The following is a 17,668-nucleotide window of genomic DNA, read 5'->3' on the forward strand; positions in this document are numbered from 1 at the left end:
AGCGGGCACACTACCCTGGGTACGACTGCGCGTAAGGCGCCGAAGGAGAAGATATGTCGGAAGAGAACCTCCCGTTTCCCGTGACGATGCGTGGATTTGACCGTGAAGCGGTCGCCGCCCACATCGCACGGCTCGAGGATTCGGTTCGCGACGCCAAGCGCTCTGAAGAGACCGCGCGCAGCGAAGCACAGCAGGCACGGGCGTCACTCGACGAGGCTCAGAAGACCCTGCGTGAGAACGATCAGCCTACGTACAAGGGCCTCGGTGCACGCGTTGAGCAATTGCTCCGCTCCGCCGAGGAACAGTCGTCCGATGTTGTGGCCCGCGCCAACACGCACGCGCAGGACGCGGTGGCACGCGCCACGGTCGCAGCACAGCAACTGCGTGCTCGTGCGGACAACGAGGTCGCGGAGATTCTCGCGCAGAGCCGCCGCACCGCGGAGACCGTGAAGACGGAAGCCGAGAGCACCGCAGCGTCCGTGCGCGAGTCCGCCGAGCGCCAGAGCGCTGAACTCGTCGACAAGGCGCGCCGCGAGTCTGAGCGCGTCCGTGGATCGATTGAGGCCGAGGTCGCGGAGATCCGTGCCGGAGCTGAGCGCGAGGTGCACACCCTGCGCGCCACTGCCGAGCGCGAGACCACCGAGCTACGGGTGAAGAGCCAACGCGAGGCAAGCGAACTCACCGAAGCCGCGCGTGCAGAGGCGGAGAAGATTGCCGCCGAAGCTGCTAGCGAGGACTCGCGCATTCGTGAGGAGGCCGCCGCCCTGCTCGCCGCGGCGAAGGATGACGCGGTACGTATCAAGGACGGCGCCCGCTCCGAGTCGGCCGACAAGAAGGCCAAGGCCGCCAGCCGCCTCGAGGCAGCAACGGCCGAGGCCGCACGCCTGCGCAAGGAAGCTGACGCTGACATTGCACGCCTGCGCGAGATTACCGAGGCCGAAGCATCGGACATCCGAGCGACCGCCGAGAACGACGCGGCGACGCTTCGCGAAGAAGCCGATGCCGCACTCACCAAGGCTGGCGCCGAGACCGCTCGCCTGCGCGAGGAGGCCGATGCTGAGGTATCGCGTTGGCGTACCGAGGCCGGCGACGAGGTGGCCAAGCTACGTGCTACCGCCAAGGCAGAGACCGACGCGCTGCGAGGCGCCGCGAAGCGTGAGACCGATGAGCTTCGCAATGTCACCGAGCACGAGACCAGCGAGCTGCGCGCCGTCACCGAACACGAGATGGATGAACTGCGCGACCAGACGCAGCGCATGACAGACGAGCTGCGCTCTCGGACAATCCGCGAGGCAGACGAGCTGCGCACACGCACTGAGCGTGACGCCGAGGAACTACGCGCCACCGTCGAGGCGGAGACCGCGGAGCTACGCAACCGCACCGACCGCGAGGTCAACGAGCTGCGTACCAACGTGCGGGATGAGGTCGCCGACCTTCAGGCTCGCGCCGAGCGCGAGACCAACGAACTGCGCACCACCGCTCAGGACGAAGTGACGGAACTCCGTACCCGCGCCGAGCGCGAGACCAACGAGATTCGAACCGCGGCCGACGAATACTCGGCTGAACTGCGCGGCCGCGCGGATCGCGAGACCAACGAATTGCGCACCGCCGTCCAGGACGAAGTGACAGAACTTCAAGTCACCGCGGATCAGGAAGTCGCGGAACTGCGCGCCTCCGCTGATCAGGACATCAAGGCCAAGCGCGTCGCCGCGGAACGCGAGGTGGCGGAGTTGCGAGCCACGGCCAAGCGCGAGACCGACGACCTGCGGGCGGTGACCGACGAGGAGACTCAGTCGCTACGCGCCCGGGTCGAGGCCGAGGTCGCTGACCTCCGGGCTGTCGCACGCGATGAGGTCGCTGAGCTCCGTGCCACGGCTAAGCGCGAGACGGATCAGCTGCGTTCCAAGGCGGACTCCGACACCACCACGCTGCGCCGCACCACCGATGCGGAGGTCTCGCAGTTGCGGGCTACCGCCGAGGCGGAGACGAACGATCTGCGCGCGACTACCGATGCCGACGTCACGGCACAACGCGAACAGGCCGAGGAGCAGGCTCAGCAGCTCACGACCGAAGCCCAGCACACCCTTGCAACTGCGCGTCAGCAGGCGACGGAGCTACGTGCGGCTGCCGAACGCGACTCCAAGGCGACCATCGCTCGAGCCGAGGCCAACGCCAAGGAAGCCACCGAAGCGGCATCTGCCGCATCTGCTCAGGAACTCGCCGATGCGCACCGAGAGGCGGAGTCCACACGCGACGATGCCCGTCGTACTCGCGAGGACCTGCAGGTTGAGGTTGCCCAGCGTCGCGAGCAGGCCGAGCAGGAACTTTCGCAGCGGTACGAGGACGCCAAGAACGAGTCCGCCGCGTTGGTAGCGGATGCGGAGCAGCGTGCCAGCGAGGCCGAGGACCGCCTGGCCGCAGCCCTTGAGCGCGCTGAGACCGTGCGCTCCGAGGCCGAGGTTCACTCCCAGACCCTGCTCAGCAATGCCCGCAACAACGCCGACGAGATTGTCTCCGACGCCCGCGAGCACGCCGAGACCATCATCTCTGAGGCCGTGAGCGACGCCGAGCGCGAACGCACCATGGCGTCGCGCGAGGTGGACGAACTGAACCGTCAGCGCGAGTCGATCACCGGCTACCTCGACGACCTGCGTGGCCTCCTGGGGGCGGATCCCGTGTCGAACCTCGCGGCCGCCGCGAAGCTACAGGACGAGCACGAGGCAGCAGAGAAGGCGACCCCCGCAGCCGATGCAGAGGTCACCGAGCCCGACACGTCTGACGCGAAGTAGTCCACTCATGACCGACTCCGTGTGGTCGGACGAACGCGGCGACGCCGCGCTTCGCAAGGCCGACGCTCTCGCCCGACGCGAGGCTGGCGAGTCGCGTCAAGCCGCGGAGTTGATTAAGCAGTTCGTCGCCGATGCCGTGGCGGCCGGGATTTCCCCCGAGCCGCTGTCGGCCCGGTCGTACGACGGCAACTCGCGATATCGCACCAACCTGGTCGGCTGGTATCTCAAGCAAAATCACTCGGTTGCGGTGGACGCGGATGGTCTTTTCTATGTCCTCACCGCTCCCCCGCGTTTCATGTCGCGCTTTACCGGCACCACTGTTGAGCCCTCGCCACCACCGCTGGAGCTGGGCAAGGGTGGACGCGACGGCGAGTCGATGCCCATCGCCACTGCCCTGGCGAAGCGCCTCGCCGGCGGTAATGACTGGTAGCTGTAGTTAGTAAACTAACTACTGGTCACTAGAGGCGTTAGTTTCCGAGCAGTGGGGCGATCGCGTCCGCGACGGCCCGCGGATTCTCGAGGGCGCTCAAGTGCCCAACGCCCGCGATGACCGTGACCTCGACGCCCAGTGCGTCAGCCATGACGCGCGCATCCTCGACACTTGTCACGGTGTCGTTCTCGCCAAAAATCACTACAGATGGCGTATCTACCAGGCGTAAAACCTCGGTGCGGGTGGGCCGTGCGGCCATCGCCCGCTGCCCCCACGCGATACCGTCGCCCGAGTGGCGGGCAATATTGGCGGCCACCGCGGCGACCAGGTCCTCGCGCCCATCTCCTTGGGTTCCCACCAGCGGCTCGGCCATCGCTCGCGGATCCTCAGCGCCGTCCTTACCCTCCAGGCTGTCGGCAAGGCCGAGCCTCTTGGCCACGCCAGCCTCGTCATCGGCGGTGCTGCGAGTGTCCAACAGACCCAGCCCGGCGACGGCGTCGGGGTAGCGTTCGACCACGGACAGGGCTACGTAGCCGCCCATCGAGCACCCCACCCACACCGCGGCATCGTGTCCGGTGGCCTCGCGCATGGCGAGCACCGCGGCATCGGCGATGAGATCGAGCGAGGGCTCCTCATCGGGCAGCGGCATCTCGCCGATTCCCGGCATGTCGAAGGAGATGATGTCACCGTCAAAGTCGCCCAGGAGCGCGATGAGTGGCTCCCACTGGGCGCGATCGACGGGAAATGCGTTGAGCAGCACCAGCGGCGCTGAAGTCGGCAATAGTGAGGTCATGCGACGTCCTCCTGGGGAACGCGGTCGGGAAGCGGCGCGCGGTCCGGGGCGACCCGCGCCGTGATGGCATCCAAGACCACTCTCACATACTTCTCTCCAACCCACAGGTGTTTGGCTCCCTCCACGGGCACCAACTCCAGCTGGGACAGCGAGGTGAAGCGTTCGCGCGCCTCGTCGGGACGCAAGAAGTCATCGAACTCGGGCACCAGCGCGGTCACCGGCTTGCCCGTGGCGGCCCAGCGCTCCATGTCCTCGGGCTTCGCCCTGTGCAGGGGAGGCGACAATAGGATGGCGCCCTCCACCTCAAGGTCAGCTCCATGCATGAGCGTCAGCTCTGTACCGAAACTCCAGCCCACCAGCCAACGGTTCGGTAGTCCCCTGGTGACCGCGAAGTCCACGGCAGCCCGAACATCGGCCGCCTCGGCAACCCCCTCGCTGAACTCGCCGTCGGAGGTGCCGCGCGGAGACGAGGTGCCCCGAGTGTTGAATCGCAGCACGGCGACGTCCGCCAGGTATGGAAGGCGCCAGGCTGCCTTGCGGAAGACGTGCGAATCCATGAACCCTCCCGCGGTCGGCAGCGGGTGAAGCGTGATGAGCGTCGCAGACACGTTGCCGGAGCGTGGCAACGACAACTCGCCCACCAGCGTCAGCCCGTCCTCGGTAGTGAGCGTGATCTCCTCCCGGTCCGCCGGCAGGACCGTCATGGACCGCAGGTCCTCGAACTCAATCTGGTCAGCCACGTGTTCTCCCAAAAGTTTCCCAGCAGTAGGTGTGCCAGTGTCGACGGTCGGCCGCAGCGGCCTCGGCCCCGAACAGGCCGTCGGCCGCCCAGGCGACGATGTGAGCCGTCTGAGGAGGGATGTCCCGGCCACAACTGGGGCAGACAAATGTCTTGTCCGTCAGGCGTGGGGTCGCGACGAGGTAGTCCTCACCCCCGGGTCCGCTTTCCTGGCGTGCTCCGCCACCGTGAGCGCGATTCGCGTCGTACTCCTGGTGCGGCTGCCCATACGGTCGCTTGGTCGAGCGGCGCTTGGAGGGCATAGTGAAAGTCTACGCCGTGGCTATTGCGGGCCACGTCGACCTCGCCGGTAGTAGGCGCGGCCGTCGCGGGGCGTCGTGCTAACGAGTGCGTGGAGGCGTCTGAACCAGCGACTCGGTCTCCTCGACCGGTACCACTGCGCGTCGACGTACAGTCTCCGCATACCAGTACGCGGAGTCTTTCCAGCGGCGCTCGAGGCTCGTGTAGTCGACCCACACCATGCCGAAACGCTTGGCGTAGCCCTGCGCCCACTCGAAGTTGTCCATCAGCGACCACGCCATGTAGCCGCGCACATCGGCGCCTTCAGCGATGGCCTTGGAGACCGCGTCGATGTGGCCGTGGAAGTACTCGACTCGGTCGGCATCGCGCACGCGACCGTCCTCGTCGACCTTGTCCTCCCAGGCCGAACCATTCTCCGTGACGTAAATCGGCTTGCCGGTCTCCCGGTGGATCTTCAGCAGGTGCGCGTGGAGTGCGGAGGGATCGAGGTTCCAGCCCATCGAGGTGAGCTTTCCCGGGGGCAGCATGAACTCGATCTCCTCGTCGCCGGGCCATGGGGAGTTGCCGCCGGCCTTGTGCCCATCCGCGAGGGTCGCCAGCTCGCTCTGCTGGGCGGCCTTGTGCGGGTTGTGGCGGACCAGGTGCGAGGCGTAGTAGTTGACGCCAAACCAGTCGACAGCGCCCTTCATCTCCGCGAGGTCACCCTCGTGAACGAAGGCCCAGTCGGTGATGTGCGCGGTGTTGGGCTTCAAGATGGCGGGGTAGGTTCCCTCGATGAAGGGCTCGTGGAACATCGTGTTCGCCAAAGCGTCGATGTGCGCCGATGCCGCGCGGTCCTTCTCGCTCGACGGGTCCCAAGGGCGCGGCGTGTGGCAGTTGTTGACCAGGCCGACCTGCGCATTGGGTGCGGCGGCCTTAATGGCCTTGTACGCCCGCGCGTGAGCCAGGTTGAGGTGGTGCGCGGCCTCCAGGGCCTCAGCGTCACTCGTATGACCGGGGGCGTGCGCTCCGGCGCCGTAACCCACAAAGGAGGAGACCCACGGTTCGTTGAACGTGGTCCACATGTCGACGTCGGCGCCGAACTCCTGGGCCATGCGTTCGGCATAGACCACGAAGGCGTCGACGGTATCGCGGCTCAGCCAGCCACCATTGTCCTCCAGCGGCTGTGGCAGATCCCAGTGGTACAGCGTAATGAGCGGCTTGATTCCCTTGTCCTTGAGGCGATCGACGATGCCGCGGTAGAACGCGATGCCCTCGTCGTTGAAGTCTCCCGTACCGAGCGGCTGCACCCGCGGCCACGCGATGGAAAAGCGGTAGGCCTGCAGGCCCAACTCCTCCATCATGTCGATGTCGGACTCCCAACGGTGGAAGTGGTCGCAGGCCACGTCACCGTTGTCGCCCGCAACAACCGCACCTGGCTGTGCGCAGAAGGTGTCCCAGATGGACACTCCGCGACCACCCTCATGGGCGCCGCCCTCAATCTGGTAGGAGGCGGTGGCCGCACCAAAGAGGAAGTCGGCAGGAAACTGTGAAGGCATCGTCGTCATGCGTACATCATAACGAATCGATTCGATTTTTTCCTACCAAGCGGTCAGAAATATGTCAGAAGAGAGCTAAAACAGGCGCGTAGACGAGGTGTCGACGCCGCGCATCGCCTCGTAGTCGAGCACCAGGCAGCGAATACCCCGGTCCTCCGCAAGCACGCGCGCTTGTGGCTTGATCTCCTGCGCGGCGAAGACGCCCTCAACTGGACTCAGCAGCGGGTCGCGGTTGAGGAGCTCGAGGTAGCGCGTCAGCTGTTCGACGCCGTCGATGTCGCCGCGGCGCTTAATCTCGATGGCCACGGTCGCGCCGGCCTTGGTCTTGGCCAGGATGTCCACCGGGCCAATAGCCGTCGGGTACTCGCGGCGGACCAGCGTGTGGCCGATCCCCAGCAGCCCCACCTGCTCGGCGAGGAGCTCCTGCAGGTGCGCCTCGACCCCGTCCTTGATCAGGCCAGGGTCAGTGCCCAAGTCGTGCTGAGCGTCGGCGAGGATCTCGTGAATCTCAATTTCAAGACGGTCGTCAGACTTGTCATGCTGGACGGCCCAGACCTCGGTGACCCCAGCATCGGCGGCCTCTTTGTCTGGAGAACCCACGCGCAGTGTGCACGGAGGGCTCATCCAATTCAGCGGCTTGTACGAGCCGCCGTCAGAATGCAACAGAACCGAGCCATCGGCCTTGACCATGATGACTCGGGTCGCGAGTGGCAGGTGGGCATTGAGCCTACCGCTGTATCGTGCGGCGCACCGCGCGATCACTACGCGCATCTGCTACTTCTCGGCAGGCTCGGCCACATCGGCAACGATCGTCACCACGTTGTGGTCGAACGATACGAAGCCGCCGGTGATGTCCAGCGTGTGGCCACCATCGGCGGTCGCGACGACCTTCACGGAGCCGTGCTTCAGCACGGACAGCACGGGGATGTGACCGGCCATCAGGCCAATCTCGCCCTCGACCGTGGGCACCGAGACGCTCTTCGCCGCCCCGGACCACAACACGCGGTCCGGGCCGACGATGTCGACAGTAAGGGCATCGGCCATGATTTAGCCGATCTCCTTCTGAATGCGCGACCAGTTCTTCTCGAGGTCTTCAAGACCACCGATGTTGAAGAATGCCTGCTCAGAGATGTTGTCGTACTTACCGTTCACGATGCCGGAGAAGGCCTCGATCGTCTCGGTCAGCGGCACGGTCGAACCGGCCACGCCCGTGAACTGCTCGGCCATGTACGTGTTCTGCGAGAGGAACTGCTGGATCTTGCGGGCACGGGCGACGATGATCTTGTCGTCCTCCGAGAGCTCGTCCACACCAAGAATCGCGATGATGTCCTGGAGTTCCTTGTTGCGCTGCAGAATCGTCTTGACGTCCGTAGCGGTCTCGTAGTGGTCGCGGCCCACGTAGCGCGGGTCGAGAATACGCGAGGACGACGTCAGTGGATCAACGGCCGGGTACAGACCGCGCGAGGCGATCTCACGGCTGAGCTCCGTCGTGGCGTCGAGGTGCGCGAACGTGGTGGCCGGGGCAGGGTCGGTGTAGTCGTCAGCCGGCACGTAGATGGCCTGCAGTGACGTGATCGAGTGTCCACGGGTCGACGTAATGCGCTCCTGGAGCTGACCCATCTCGTCCGCGAGGTTGGGCTGGTAACCCACGGCGGAAGGCATGCGGCCCAGCAGGGTCGACACCTCGGAACCGGCCTGCGTGAAGCGGAAGATGTTGTCAATGAACAGCAGCACGTCCTGCTTCTGAACATCGCGGAAGTACTCCGCCATGGTCAGTGCGGACAGGGCGACGCGAAGACGCGTTCCCGGCGGCTCGTCCATCTGGCCGAACACTAGGGCGGTCTGCTTGATAACGCCCGACTCGGTCATCTCCTCGATGAGGTCGTTGCCCTCACGGGTACGCTCACCGACACCGGCGAACACCGACACACCGTTGTGGTTGTTGGCCACGCGGTAGATCATTTCCTGGATCAGCACGGTCTTTCCAACACCGGCACCACCGAAGAGGCCGATCTTTCCACCCTGAACGTACGGCGTCAGGAGGTCAATGACCTTGATTCCGGTCTCGAACATGGAGGTCTTGGACTCGAGCTGGTCGAATGCCGGGGGCTTGCGGTGGATCGGCCAGGTCTCGCCGATCTCGATGGTCTCGCCCTCTTCAGCGTTGAGGACCTCACCGATCACGTTGAAGACGTGACCCTTGGTGACGTCGCCAACAGGGACGGAGATGGGAGCACCAGTGTCCGTGACCTTGGCGCCGCGCACCAGGCCGTCGGTGGGCTTCAGCGCAATGGCACGCACCATGTTGTCGCCGAGGTGCTGCGCAACCTCGAGCGTCATGTGGAGGATGCCGTCGCCCTCGCCCTCACCCTGAGCGGAGAGGTCGATCTCCGTCTTCAGCGCGTTGTAAATGTCGGGAATCGCGTCCGCGGGGAACTCGATGTCGACGACCGGGCCGATGACGCGAGCCACGCGGCCAATGACGGCCTCCGTGGGCGCGCTCTTCGCAGCCGCGGGCTTCTTGGCGGCAGGCTTCTTTGCCGCTGGAGCCTTCTTTGCCGGCGCCTTCTTGGCGGCGGGCTTCGCAGTGGGAGTCATGTGTCTCTCGCTTCCGGTCACGAGGCCGCGAGCGCGTCGGCGCCCGAGACAATCTCGCTGATTTCCTGGGTGATCTCAGACTGACGCGCCGAGTTGGCGAGCCTGGTGTACTGACGAATAATGTCTTCGGCGTTGGTGGTCGCCGTGTTCATGGCACGCTGACGCGCGGCAAGTTCGGAGGCAGCCGCCTGGAGCAGGCAGCTGTAGATACGCGACTCGATGTAGCGCGGGAGGAGCGAATCCAGCACCTCGTCAGACGAAGGCTCGAACTCGTACAGCGGCTCAACTTCGGCATCGGACTCCGCGACGCCCTCGACGATTTCGAGGGGAAGCAGTCGAATCACACGCGGTTCCTGAGCAACCATCGACTTGAAGTGCGTATAGACGATGTGGATTTCTCCCACACCGCCCAGATCCGCCTTCGCTTCGAACGCGTCGAACAGTGCCGTCGCAATCTCCTTGGCGACCCGAACGTCGGGTGCATCGGAGCCACCCGTCCATTCGCCGGCAATCTCGCGGTGACGGAAGTTGTAGTACGAGAGGGCACGACGGCCCGCCACGAACTGCACAATTTCCTTGCCTTCGGCCGTCAGCCGCTCACGCAGACGCTCGGCTTCGCGAATGACGTTTGCCGAGTAGGCGCCCGCCATGCCGCGGTCCGAACTCACCGTCAGGACGGCGACCTTGGTGGTGTCCGTGCGCTGAACGGTCAGCGGGTGTGAAACGGTCGAGTGAGTAGAGACAGCGCTAATCGCACGCGTGATCGCTTGCGAGTACGGCGAAGCCGCCTTCACACGGTCACGCGCCTTACCGATGCGTGAAGCTGCAATGAGCTCCATCGCACGGAAGATTTTCTTAAGCGACTGTGTCGACCGGATCTTTCCCCGGTAGACGCGCTGCTGGCCACCCATGAGCTACTTCTTCTTCGTGACGATGGTCTCCTGCTCGACTGCCACGTCTTCGCCATCGGCGATCGAGGAGTCGGTCGAGAGCTCGGTGCCCTCGGTTGCGAGGAACGTCGACACGTAGTCGTCGACAGCGGTTTCAAGCGCCGCCTGGGTGTCGTCTTCGAGCTTGCCGCTCGAGGCGATGTCGGTCAACACCGAGGTGTTGCGACGCAGGTGGTCGATGAGCTCGCGCTCAAAGCGAAGAACGTCCGCGAGCGGGATCTTGTCCAGCTTGCCCTTGGTTCCGGCCCAGATCGAGACGACCTGCTCCTCCGCGGGGTACGGCGTGTACTGGGGCTGCTTGAGCAGCTCCATCAGACGCGCACCACGGGTGAGCTGCTGACGCGATGCCGCGTCGAGGTCGGATGCGAACATCGCGAAGGCCTCGAGTGAGCGGTACTGCGCCAGGTCGATCTTCAGCGTTCCGGAGACCTTCTTCATGGCCTTGATCTGCGCCGAACCACCCACGCGAGACACGGAGATACCGACGTCGATTGCGGGGCGCTGGTTGGCGTTGAACAGGTCGGACTGCAGGAAGATCTGGCCGTCGGTGATCGAGATCACGTTGGTCGGAATGTAGGCCGAGACGTCGTTTGCCTTGGTCTCGATGACCGGCAGACCCGTCATCGACCCGGCACCCATGTCGTCCGAGAGCTTGGCACAACGCTCGAGCAGACGAGAGTGCAAGTAGAAGACGTCACCGGGGTATGCCTCGCGGCCCGGCGGGCGGCGCAGCAGCAGCGACACGGCACGGTATGCCTCGGCCTGCTTGGACAGGTCATCGAAGATGATGAGGACGTGCTTGCCCTGGTACATCCAGTGCTGGCCGATGGCCGAGCCGGTGTACGGAGCGAGGTACTTGTAGCCTGCGGGGTCGGATGCGGGAGCCGCGACGATGGTCGTGTACTCAAGCGCGCCGGCCTCTTCGAGGGCGCCACGCACGGAGGCGATAGTCGAACCCTTCTGGCCGATGGCGACGTAGATGCAACGGACCTGCTTGTTGACGTCACCGCTTTCCCAGTTGGCCTTCTGGTTGATGATCGTGTCGATCGCGATGGCGGTCTTACCCGTCTGGCGGTCACCAATGATCAGCTGACGCTGTCCACGGCCGATCGGCACCATGGCGTCGATGGCCTTAAGACCGGTCTGCATGGGCTCGTGCACGGACTTGCGGTCCATCACGCCGGGAGCCTGGAGCTCGAGGGCACGGCGGCCGTCGGTCTCGATCTCGCCGAGACCGTCAATGGGCTCGCCGAGCGGGTCTACCACGCGGCCGAGGTAGCCGTCGCCGACCTCAACGGAGAGAACCTCGCCGGTGCGCTGCACCTGCTGGCCCTCCTCGATGCCGGTGAACTCACCGAGCACCACGACACCGATCTCGCGAACGTCGAGGTTAAGCGCGAGGCCGAGCGTGCCGTCTTCAAAACGAAGCAGCTCGTTAGCCATACAGCCGGGGAGTCCCTCGACCTGCGCGATGCCGTCACCAGCACTGGTCACGCGACCGACTTCTTCGGTCACGACACCCTTGGGCTCGTAAGACTTCACGTAGCTGTCGAGCGCCGCCCGAATCTCGTCGGGACTGATCGTCAACTCAGCCATTACATCTCTCCTGTCAGTTCCGCGCGAGCGGAGATTGCGTCGGTGTTAGCCGACAAGTCGTCGTCGTGCCTGATCGAGTCGGGCCAGGACGGTACCGTCCACGACCTCCGAACCGACCTGGACTCGAATTCCGCCGATGACCTCGGGGTCAACAGCAACATTGATCTGAACTTCACGGCCGTACGCACCCGTAAGGATGTCGGCTAGGCGCTTGCGCTGAGCGGCACTCAGCTCGACAGCCGCAGTCACGTGGGCAACGGAACGATTGCGACGCTCCGCGGCCGATGCGATGAAGGCTTCGATGGCCGGCACGAGTCGGCGGCCACGCGGCATGCCCACGGCACGGTTGAGCAGCGATTGGGTCACCGGCAGCAACTTTCCGCCAAGCACACCTTCGAAGAGCGCGAGTCGCGCCTCCTTGGTGGCCGAGCGGTTGCTCATGGCGACGAGCAGATCTCGCTCGTCACTGAGAATGCGCTCGACACGGAAGAGCTGGTCTTCCACGTCCACGAGCTTGCCCGTGGACTCTGCGTAGGCGAGCACTGCGGCCACGCCAGCGTCCTCGATGGACTCGGCAAGGTCCTGCTCTTCCGACCAGCGTGCGTTGACGAACTCGACCAGGACATCCTGGACGCGTGTGTCGAACTTGCCGAACAGCGAGGTAACCATGGCACCCTTGTCCGCGCCCGGACGAGCAGGGTCGGTCAAGGAGCGACGCAACGAGCCCGAGGAGTCGAGCGTGTCGACCACAGCAAAGAGCTGGTCGCCAATGCTCAGGCCGTCCTTGCCCGATGCGGACAGGACGAGCTCGAAGCCCCGCAGTACTGCGTCGTGAGACGCCTGACTCGTTCCGCGCATATGACTTACGCCTCCGCCTTCACAGTGGATTCGAGGTCGTCAAGGAAGCCGTTCACGATGCGCTGCTGACGAGCATCGTCGGCAAGTGCCTCGCCGACGATCTTCGACGCGAGCTCCGTGGCGAGCGAGCCCACCTCGGTGCGCAGCGACACGACTGCCTGCTGACGCTCCGCCTCGATCTGCTTCTGTGCAGTCGCTGCGATGCGCTCGGCCTCAACCGATGCCTTGTCACGCGACTCACTCAGAATCTGAGTGGCCTCGGCGCGTGCGTCCTCACGGATGCGTGCTGCCTCGGCGCGTGCCTCGGTCAACTGTGCCGTGTACTCCTCGAGAGCGGCAGCGGCCTCGGCCTGTGCCTTCTCGGCCTTAGAGATGCCACCCTCGATCAGCTCGGCGCGCTCGTCAAGAACCTTCTGCAGCTTGGGCAGAATGACCTTCACGAATGCGACCACGATGACGACGAAAATAACCGTCGACCACAGTAGGTCGTATGGCGCGGGAATGATCGGGTTGTGCGAGGCCCCTTCGGACTCCGCCAACACGATGGTGCTGAGGCTGAGCATTACGTGAACAGGAAGCCGGTGATGAGGCCGAGGAGCGCGAGCACCTCAACGAAGGCAACACCGATGAACATCGTGGTACGGAGCTGACCGGCGACCTCGGGCTGGCGTGCCATGCCCTCGATGGTCTTACCAATCAGGATTCCCAGGCCGATGCCGGGGCCGATGGCCGCGAGGCCGTATCCGATGGTCGCAACGTTGCCGGAAACCTCGGCAAGAGTGGTGGTATCCACTGTTTTTCCTTCCATTGATGTGCGGCCACTCGGCCGCACAAGCTTATTTTTTAGTGCTCTTCTTCCAGGGCCATGTTGAGGTACACCGACGACAACATGACAAAGACGTACGCCTGCAATAGCGCGACAAAGATCTCGAACAGGGTAAAGCCGAATCCGGCGGCGAGAGAGACAACTCCCGCGGCCTTGAGTGCACCAGTCGCCTCGAAGAAGAAGTACTGCGTGGCGGCGAAGCAGAGCACGAGGAGGAGGTGGCCGGCGATCATGTTGGCGGCGAGTCGCAGCGCCAACGTCGCGGGCCGCAGGATGAACACCTGCAGGAACTCAATGGGCGTCAGTAGCAGGTAGATCGGCTTCGGCACTCCCGGAGGGAACAGGTTGGCCTTGAGGTAGCCGCCGAGTCCGTGCTTCTTGATTCCGACCGACAGGTACATCACGTAGACCCACAGCGCCATGATGATCGGCAAGCCGATCAGTGAGGTACCTGCGATGTTCAAGAACGGAATCACGCCGGTCATGTTGAAGAACACGATGGCGATGAACAGCGTCGTGAGGAACGGTACGAATCGCTTGGCACGCTCCTTACCCATGACCTCTTCGACGATCTGCACGCGCACAAAGTCGAGCACCATCTCAACGACGGCCTGGCCGCGGCCGGGCACGATCTTGGCGCTGCGGGCAACGAGCCAGAAGATGAGGATCATGAAGAACGCGGCGATGACGCGGACCAACTCGATGCGGTTGAACTCGAAGATGGTGCCAGCGAAAGCTAGGGCGTCCGGGTAAAACTCACTAATGGAGGGGGCGTGGAATCCGTCGGACCCAAAGAGCCAACCAAAGAAGCCAGACGAGTCGCTGGAAGCGGCGTCGCTCGTTTCCGCTACAGCCGCGTGTAGGGCTCCTTCGAGAGCGAGAATTCGCACAGATACTCCACTGGTTTTTGGCCCGAACGCGCGCGACAGCGGGTCGGGAGAGTTGCCGGAACTGGGGTAAGCCTAACCTATGAACGGGGCTATTTCGAACCCGGGACTACGTACGGAACTCGGGATGCACGTAACACCCAAAAGTCGACCGCGAGCGTCAATAGAACCCCGCTGACGGCGAATACAGCAAAGAGCTGCTTATGGAAACTTTCTATATTCTGAAGTATTAATAATGCGGCAACGATAATGATCATTTTGAGTAGCCATGATCCCGCAATGGCCATCGTCATCTGGTCCGTCGAGCGCTTGTGCCCCCAGGACATCGCGGCTTGAGTCGTGAGACCCGCTAGCGCGGCAACCCCGACGCCGACGAGGCCCGCGACGACTCCCCTGCCGCCCGCCACAAGAGCGCCGACGACCACAGCGATGACCGCCAGGGCCGCGAGACCCACACCGGTCCGGCGCAACGCGGTGCGGTAGACCCGCGCCTCGGCCGTCTCCTCCTGGACGTCGGGCTGAGATTCAGAATCCCCCACGGGGGTCGACTCGGTCGTCATCGCTTCTCCTTGGGCAGTACTTCTCGAACAGTGGTGTCGGACTCAATCACGGCCTTGGATTGACCTTCGGGCGTCACTTTCCGTAGCGGCGCCGCGGAGCGACCCGCCCGGCGCCAGGTGCGGGAGAATAGCTTGCGCAGTCCGGGCGACGCCGTGATGAGAATCGCTCCCAGCATCCCGATGCCGATCACGACGGCTGCCCAGCCTGCCGGGAGGAAGACGATGGAGACGGTGCCGAAGGACAGCACGGCGGTCCACACGTAAAGCACGCCCACCGCCCAGCGGTGCGAGTGCCCGAACCTCAACAACACGTGGTGGAGGTGGTGCGCGTCGGGCGCGAAGGGCGACTCCCCACGCAGGGTTCTGCGAATGATGGCCAGTCCCATGTCGATCAGCGGCACGGCGACCACCATGAGCGGCAACACAATAGGGATGAAGGCCGGAATGCGCTCGCGTTCGGAGACCACTTCGGGGTCAATCTGCCCGGTGACGATGATGGCTGCGCCAGCGATCACGAGACCCAGCACCATGGAGCCCGAGTCGCCCATGAAGATGCGCGCGGGATGCATATTGTGCGGCAAGAACCCCAGGCACGCGCCCACCAGCACCGCGAGCACCAGGGTCGCGAGTGACGAGTAGTCGCCAGGGGTGGCGTTGCGCGCCAGCAAGTAGGTATAGGTCAAAAAGGCGAGACCACCGATGGCGATCATGCCGGCGGCGAGACCGTCGAGCCCGTCCACAAAGTTCACGGCGTTCATGGCAATCACGACCACCAGCACCGTGGCGATGAGCGAAATGTAACTCGACCCGATCGTGATGCCGGCAATCGGTACGGTGACCAACTGCACGCCGCCCCAGGCCATCACCAACGCGGCGAGGACCTGGCCAGCGAGCTTGGCCATCCAATCAAGGTCCCAGATATCGTCAGCGGCGCCGAGCGCACACACGAGTCCGGCCCCTGCGACGACGGCCCAGGGTGCGTGCGATGCTTCGAATACTCCACCGAGGAATGGGATCGAGCTCGCGATGACTACGCCGGCGAAGATCCCCGCGAAGATCGCGATTCCGCCCAGCCGCGCGGTGGGAGTCGAGTGCACATCGCGTGAACGCACCGCAGTGACGGCTCCTACCCTGATAGCGAGGTGACGCATCGCAGGCGTCGAGAGATACGCGACCAGCGCCGCCACCGCCATCAGAATCAGGTAGACCTTCACTTACTGGGCTCGCCCCCAGCGTCAGCGTCGTGCTCCGAGCGGTCTAGAAGTGCGTCCGCGCCGACGACGTCCACGATGTCGGCCAGCGTCACTCCCCCGTCGCGGACGATGCGCAGGCCGGCTGGGTTGGTCGCGTCGACGATCGTCGAGGACAGGCCGAGTGGGCTCGTCCCCGCGTCAAGATAGACGGCGACGGAGGTGCCCAACTGGGCCTCAGCATCGGCCGCTGTGGTAGCGGCGGGCTTGCCCGTCTTGTTCGCGCTGGTCACGGCGAGTGGCCCGGTCCGGGCCAGCAGGGCTCGTGCGGCCGCGTGATCAGGAACCCGTAGCGCGACTGTTCCGTGGGTGTCTCCCAGGTCCCAGGCGAGGCTGGGCTGCGCAAACACAATGACAGTGAGGGCCCCCGGCCAGAAATGCTCCATGAGCGCCCGCGCGGGTTCCGGCACCTCGCGAGCGAGCCCGTCAACCGTGCGGATATCGGGGATGAGGACGGGCGGAGGCATCTGCCGTCCCCGCCCCTTCGCCGCCAGCAGCGACGCCACAGCGTTGGGAGAGAAGGCATCGGCGCCCACGCCGTAGACAGTATCGGTCGGCAACACGATGACCTCGTTGCGCTGGACCGCGTGAACGGCCGCGTCGAGCGAGGGACCCCAAGTGGTCGGGTCGGAGCAAGGGTAAATCACGGACTCAGTCTGTCAGACGCCCACGCGTATGGCGACGAGGTAACGGTCGCGCCCGGTCAGATCCTGGTGCGTTTGTGCGTCATCCCACCACTGCGAGGAAGCCACATAGTCGCGTAGCGCGGCGCCTTGGGTGTCTGCGTGCTCCATGATCAGCACGCCTCCCACCCGCAGCAGCCGAGCTGCCTCATTGACGATGTCGCGAGGAAGTTCAAGGCCGTCGTCACCCAGGCCATACAGCGCCTGCGGTGGGTCGTATTCCGCCACCTCGGGGTCGCGTGGCACTGCGTCTGGCGGGATGTAGGGAGGGTTCGAGACCACGACGTCCGCACAGGTGTCGAACTGGTGGAAGCATCGGCGCGCGTCTCCGGTCATGGTCCGCACCCGTGAGTGCACCGCCGAGGGTTGGCGGCGCGCGTTGAGGCGCAGGTAGACGCCTGCCTCGTCGCTCGCCTCGAGCAGGTTCACGTGCGCCTCGGGAACTTCGGTGGCGACGGCCAGGCCAATCGCACCCGAGCCGGCACACAGATCCGTCACTCGGACGATGCCGTCCTTGCCTGGTCCCAAACGGCGGGCTGCGTCGATGGCGGCTTGGGCAACCATCTCGGTCTCCGGCCGCGGGATGAAGACTCCCGGCCCGACCTCCAGGTCGATGCCGCGGAAATGGGAGACGCCCGTGATGTGCTGGAGCGGCTCGCGATCGCTGCGGCGTAGCACGCGGGTGGCGAAGGTGTCGAGGTCCGCGTCCTGGGGCACGCTATCTCCGCGCGCGGCGGCGGTGCGGATCTCGCTGGCGGAAGTGCCGAGCAGGTGTGCCACGAGCGCGATCGAGTCGACGTCCGGGGAGGGCACGCCGGCCCTGCTCAGTCGTTGCGTGGTGTCGCGCACGAGCGCGGCGATCTCCACGGGG

The 17,668-nt window shown here is 64.8% G+C and carries 19 protein-coding genes; 2 read left to right on the forward strand and 17 right to left on the reverse strand.

The window, feature by feature from the left end; genetic code table 11:
- Positions 1-53 precede the first annotated feature (53 nt).
- The gene (locus AOP73_RS00375) at positions 54-2,789 is read left to right on the forward strand and encodes an apolipoprotein A-IV repeat region-like domain-containing protein (RefSeq protein ID WP_061962693.1); all 2,736 of its coding nucleotides are present in this window, start codon (positions 54-56) and stop codon (positions 2,787-2,789) included.
- Positions 2,790-2,796: 7 nt separating this feature from the next.
- Positions 2,797-3,219 (forward strand): hypothetical protein, encoded by a 423-nt coding sequence (locus AOP73_RS00380; protein ID WP_061962694.1) that lies wholly within the window; start codon positions 2,797-2,799, stop codon positions 3,217-3,219.
- Between the two features lie 37 nt (positions 3,220-3,256).
- On the opposite strand, the gene AOP73_RS00385 is transcribed toward AOP73_RS00380, so the two are convergent.
- The 17 genes from AOP73_RS00385 to prmC all read right to left on the reverse strand — a co-directional run bounded on the left by AOP73_RS00385 (position 3,257) and on the right by prmC (position 17,664).
- Positions 3,257-4,012, reverse strand: coding sequence for an alpha/beta fold hydrolase (locus AOP73_RS00385; protein WP_061962695.1), 756 nt, complete (start codon positions 4,010-4,012; stop codon positions 3,257-3,259).
- Positions 4,009-4,716, reverse strand: coding sequence for an alpha/beta hydrolase (locus AOP73_RS00390; protein ID WP_061964691.1), 708 nt, complete (start codon positions 4,714-4,716; stop codon positions 4,009-4,011). Before AOP73_RS00390 ends, AOP73_RS00385 begins: the two co-directional genes overlap by 4 nt.
- Positions 4,717-4,744: 28 nt before the next feature.
- A complete protein-coding gene (locus AOP73_RS11665; protein WP_084626448.1) occupies positions 4,745-5,053 on the reverse strand; it encodes an Rv1322 family protein in 309 nt (102 codons plus the stop codon).
- Positions 5,054-5,131: 78 nt separating this feature from the next.
- Complete coding sequence (locus AOP73_RS00395; protein ID WP_061962696.1) at positions 5,132-6,598, reverse strand: glycoside hydrolase family 1 protein; 1,467 nt, start codon at positions 6,596-6,598, stop codon at positions 5,132-5,134.
- Positions 6,599-6,664: 66 nt separating this feature from the next.
- Positions 6,665-7,360, reverse strand: coding sequence for an endonuclease NucS (gene nucS, locus AOP73_RS00400; RefSeq protein WP_061962697.1), 696 nt, complete (start codon positions 7,358-7,360; stop codon positions 6,665-6,667).
- Positions 7,361-7,363: 3 nt separating this feature from the next.
- Positions 7,364-7,633, reverse strand: coding sequence for a F0F1 ATP synthase subunit epsilon (locus tag AOP73_RS00405; protein ID WP_061962698.1), 270 nt, complete (start codon positions 7,631-7,633; stop codon positions 7,364-7,366).
- Between the two features lie 3 nt (positions 7,634-7,636).
- On the reverse strand, positions 7,637-9,187 hold the full coding sequence (atpD, locus tag AOP73_RS00410; RefSeq protein ID WP_084626449.1) for a F0F1 ATP synthase subunit beta: 1,551 nt from the start codon (positions 9,185-9,187) through the stop codon (positions 7,637-7,639).
- Positions 9,188-9,204: 17 nt separating this feature from the next.
- Positions 9,205-10,098, reverse strand: a complete 894-nt coding sequence (locus AOP73_RS00415) for a F0F1 ATP synthase subunit gamma (protein WP_061962699.1) — start codon at positions 10,096-10,098, stop codon at positions 9,205-9,207.
- Between the two features lie 3 nt (positions 10,099-10,101).
- Positions 10,102-11,733 carry a F0F1 ATP synthase subunit alpha gene (gene atpA, locus AOP73_RS00420; RefSeq protein ID WP_061962700.1) on the reverse strand — a complete coding sequence of 544 codons (1,632 nt, stop codon included), beginning with the start codon at positions 11,731-11,733 and terminating at the stop codon, positions 10,102-10,104.
- 45 nt (positions 11,734-11,778) lie between these two features.
- Positions 11,779-12,591 carry a F0F1 ATP synthase subunit delta gene (locus AOP73_RS00425; RefSeq protein ID WP_061962701.1) on the reverse strand — a complete coding sequence of 271 codons (813 nt, stop codon included), beginning with the start codon at positions 12,589-12,591 and terminating at the stop codon, positions 11,779-11,781.
- Between the two features lie 5 nt (positions 12,592-12,596).
- The gene (locus AOP73_RS00430; RefSeq protein ID WP_061962702.1) at positions 12,597-13,154 is read right to left on the reverse strand and encodes a F0F1 ATP synthase subunit B; all 558 of its coding nucleotides are present in this window, start codon (positions 13,152-13,154) and stop codon (positions 12,597-12,599) included.
- The gene (locus tag AOP73_RS00435; protein ID WP_061962703.1) at positions 13,154-13,384 is read right to left on the reverse strand and encodes an ATP synthase F0 subunit C; all 231 of its coding nucleotides are present in this window, start codon (positions 13,382-13,384) and stop codon (positions 13,154-13,156) included. Before AOP73_RS00435 ends, AOP73_RS00430 begins: the two co-directional genes overlap by 1 nt.
- Positions 13,385-13,434: 50 nt before the next feature.
- Positions 13,435-14,307 carry a F0F1 ATP synthase subunit A gene (atpB, locus tag AOP73_RS00440; RefSeq protein ID WP_439645222.1) on the reverse strand — a complete coding sequence of 291 codons (873 nt, stop codon included), beginning with the start codon at positions 14,305-14,307 and terminating at the stop codon, positions 13,435-13,437.
- Positions 14,308-14,396: 89 nt separating this feature from the next.
- On the reverse strand, positions 14,397-14,864 hold the full coding sequence (locus tag AOP73_RS00445; protein ID WP_061962704.1) for a Cg1360 family ATP-synthase-associated protein: 468 nt from the start codon (positions 14,862-14,864) through the stop codon (positions 14,397-14,399).
- On the reverse strand, positions 14,861-16,078 hold the full coding sequence (locus AOP73_RS00450) for an MraY family glycosyltransferase (RefSeq protein WP_084626450.1): 1,218 nt from the start codon (positions 16,076-16,078) through the stop codon (positions 14,861-14,863). The genes AOP73_RS00445 and AOP73_RS00450 overlap by 4 nt, the downstream gene beginning before the upstream one ends.
- Positions 16,075-16,758 carry an L-threonylcarbamoyladenylate synthase gene (locus AOP73_RS00455; protein WP_084626685.1) on the reverse strand — a complete coding sequence of 228 codons (684 nt, stop codon included), beginning with the start codon at positions 16,756-16,758 and terminating at the stop codon, positions 16,075-16,077. Before AOP73_RS00455 ends, AOP73_RS00450 begins: the two co-directional genes overlap by 4 nt.
- A gap of 15 nt (positions 16,759-16,773) precedes the next feature.
- Positions 16,774-17,664 (reverse strand): peptide chain release factor N(5)-glutamine methyltransferase, encoded by an 891-nt coding sequence (gene prmC, locus AOP73_RS00460; RefSeq protein ID WP_236683468.1) that lies wholly within the window; start codon positions 17,662-17,664, stop codon positions 16,774-16,776.
- Positions 17,665-17,668 lie beyond the last annotated feature (4 nt).

This window comes from Demequina aurantiaca (assembly GCF_000975135.1).
Classification (GTDB): Bacteria; Actinomycetota; Actinomycetes; order Actinomycetales; family Demequinaceae; genus Demequina; species Demequina aurantiaca.

Coding starts and splice junctions, on each gene's coding strand:
- atpD (WP_084626449.1), bottom strand. CDS start 9,187: ATGACTCCCACTGCGAAGCCCGCCGCCAAGAAGGCGCCGGCAAAGAAG.
- AOP73_RS00430 (WP_061962702.1), bottom strand. CDS start 13,154: ATGCTCAGCCTCAGCACCATCGTGTTGGCGGAGTCCGAAGGGGCCTCG.
- AOP73_RS11665 (WP_084626448.1), bottom strand. CDS start 5,053: ATGCCCTCCAAGCGCCGCTCGACCAAGCGACCGTATGGGCAGCCGCAC.
- AOP73_RS00425 (WP_061962701.1), bottom strand. CDS start 12,591: ATGCGCGGAACGAGTCAGGCGTCTCACGACGCAGTACTGCGGGGCTTC.
- AOP73_RS00445 (WP_061962704.1), bottom strand. CDS start 14,864: ATGACGACCGAGTCGACCCCCGTGGGGGATTCTGAATCTCAGCCCGAC.
- AOP73_RS00415 (WP_061962699.1), bottom strand. CDS start 10,098: ATGGGTGGCCAGCAGCGCGTCTACCGGGGAAAGATCCGGTCGACACAG.
- atpA (WP_061962700.1), bottom strand. CDS start 11,733: ATGGCTGAGTTGACGATCAGTCCCGACGAGATTCGGGCGGCGCTCGAC.
- AOP73_RS00375 (WP_061962693.1), top strand. CDS start 54: ATGTCGGAAGAGAACCTCCCGTTTCCCGTGACGATGCGTGGATTTGAC.
- AOP73_RS00390 (WP_061964691.1), bottom strand. CDS start 4,716: ATGACGGTCCTGCCGGCGGACCGGGAGGAGATCACGCTCACTACCGAG.
- AOP73_RS00405 (WP_061962698.1), bottom strand. CDS start 7,633: ATGGCCGATGCCCTTACTGTCGACATCGTCGGCCCGGACCGCGTGTTG.
- AOP73_RS00380 (WP_061962694.1), top strand. CDS start 2,797: ATGACCGACTCCGTGTGGTCGGACGAACGCGGCGACGCCGCGCTTCGC.
- AOP73_RS00385 (WP_061962695.1), bottom strand. CDS start 4,012: ATGACCTCACTATTGCCGACTTCAGCGCCGCTGGTGCTGCTCAACGCA.
- nucS (WP_061962697.1), bottom strand. CDS start 7,360: ATGCGCGTAGTGATCGCGCGGTGCGCCGCACGATACAGCGGTAGGCTC.
- AOP73_RS00395 (WP_061962696.1), bottom strand. CDS start 6,598: ATGACGACGATGCCTTCACAGTTTCCTGCCGACTTCCTCTTTGGTGCG.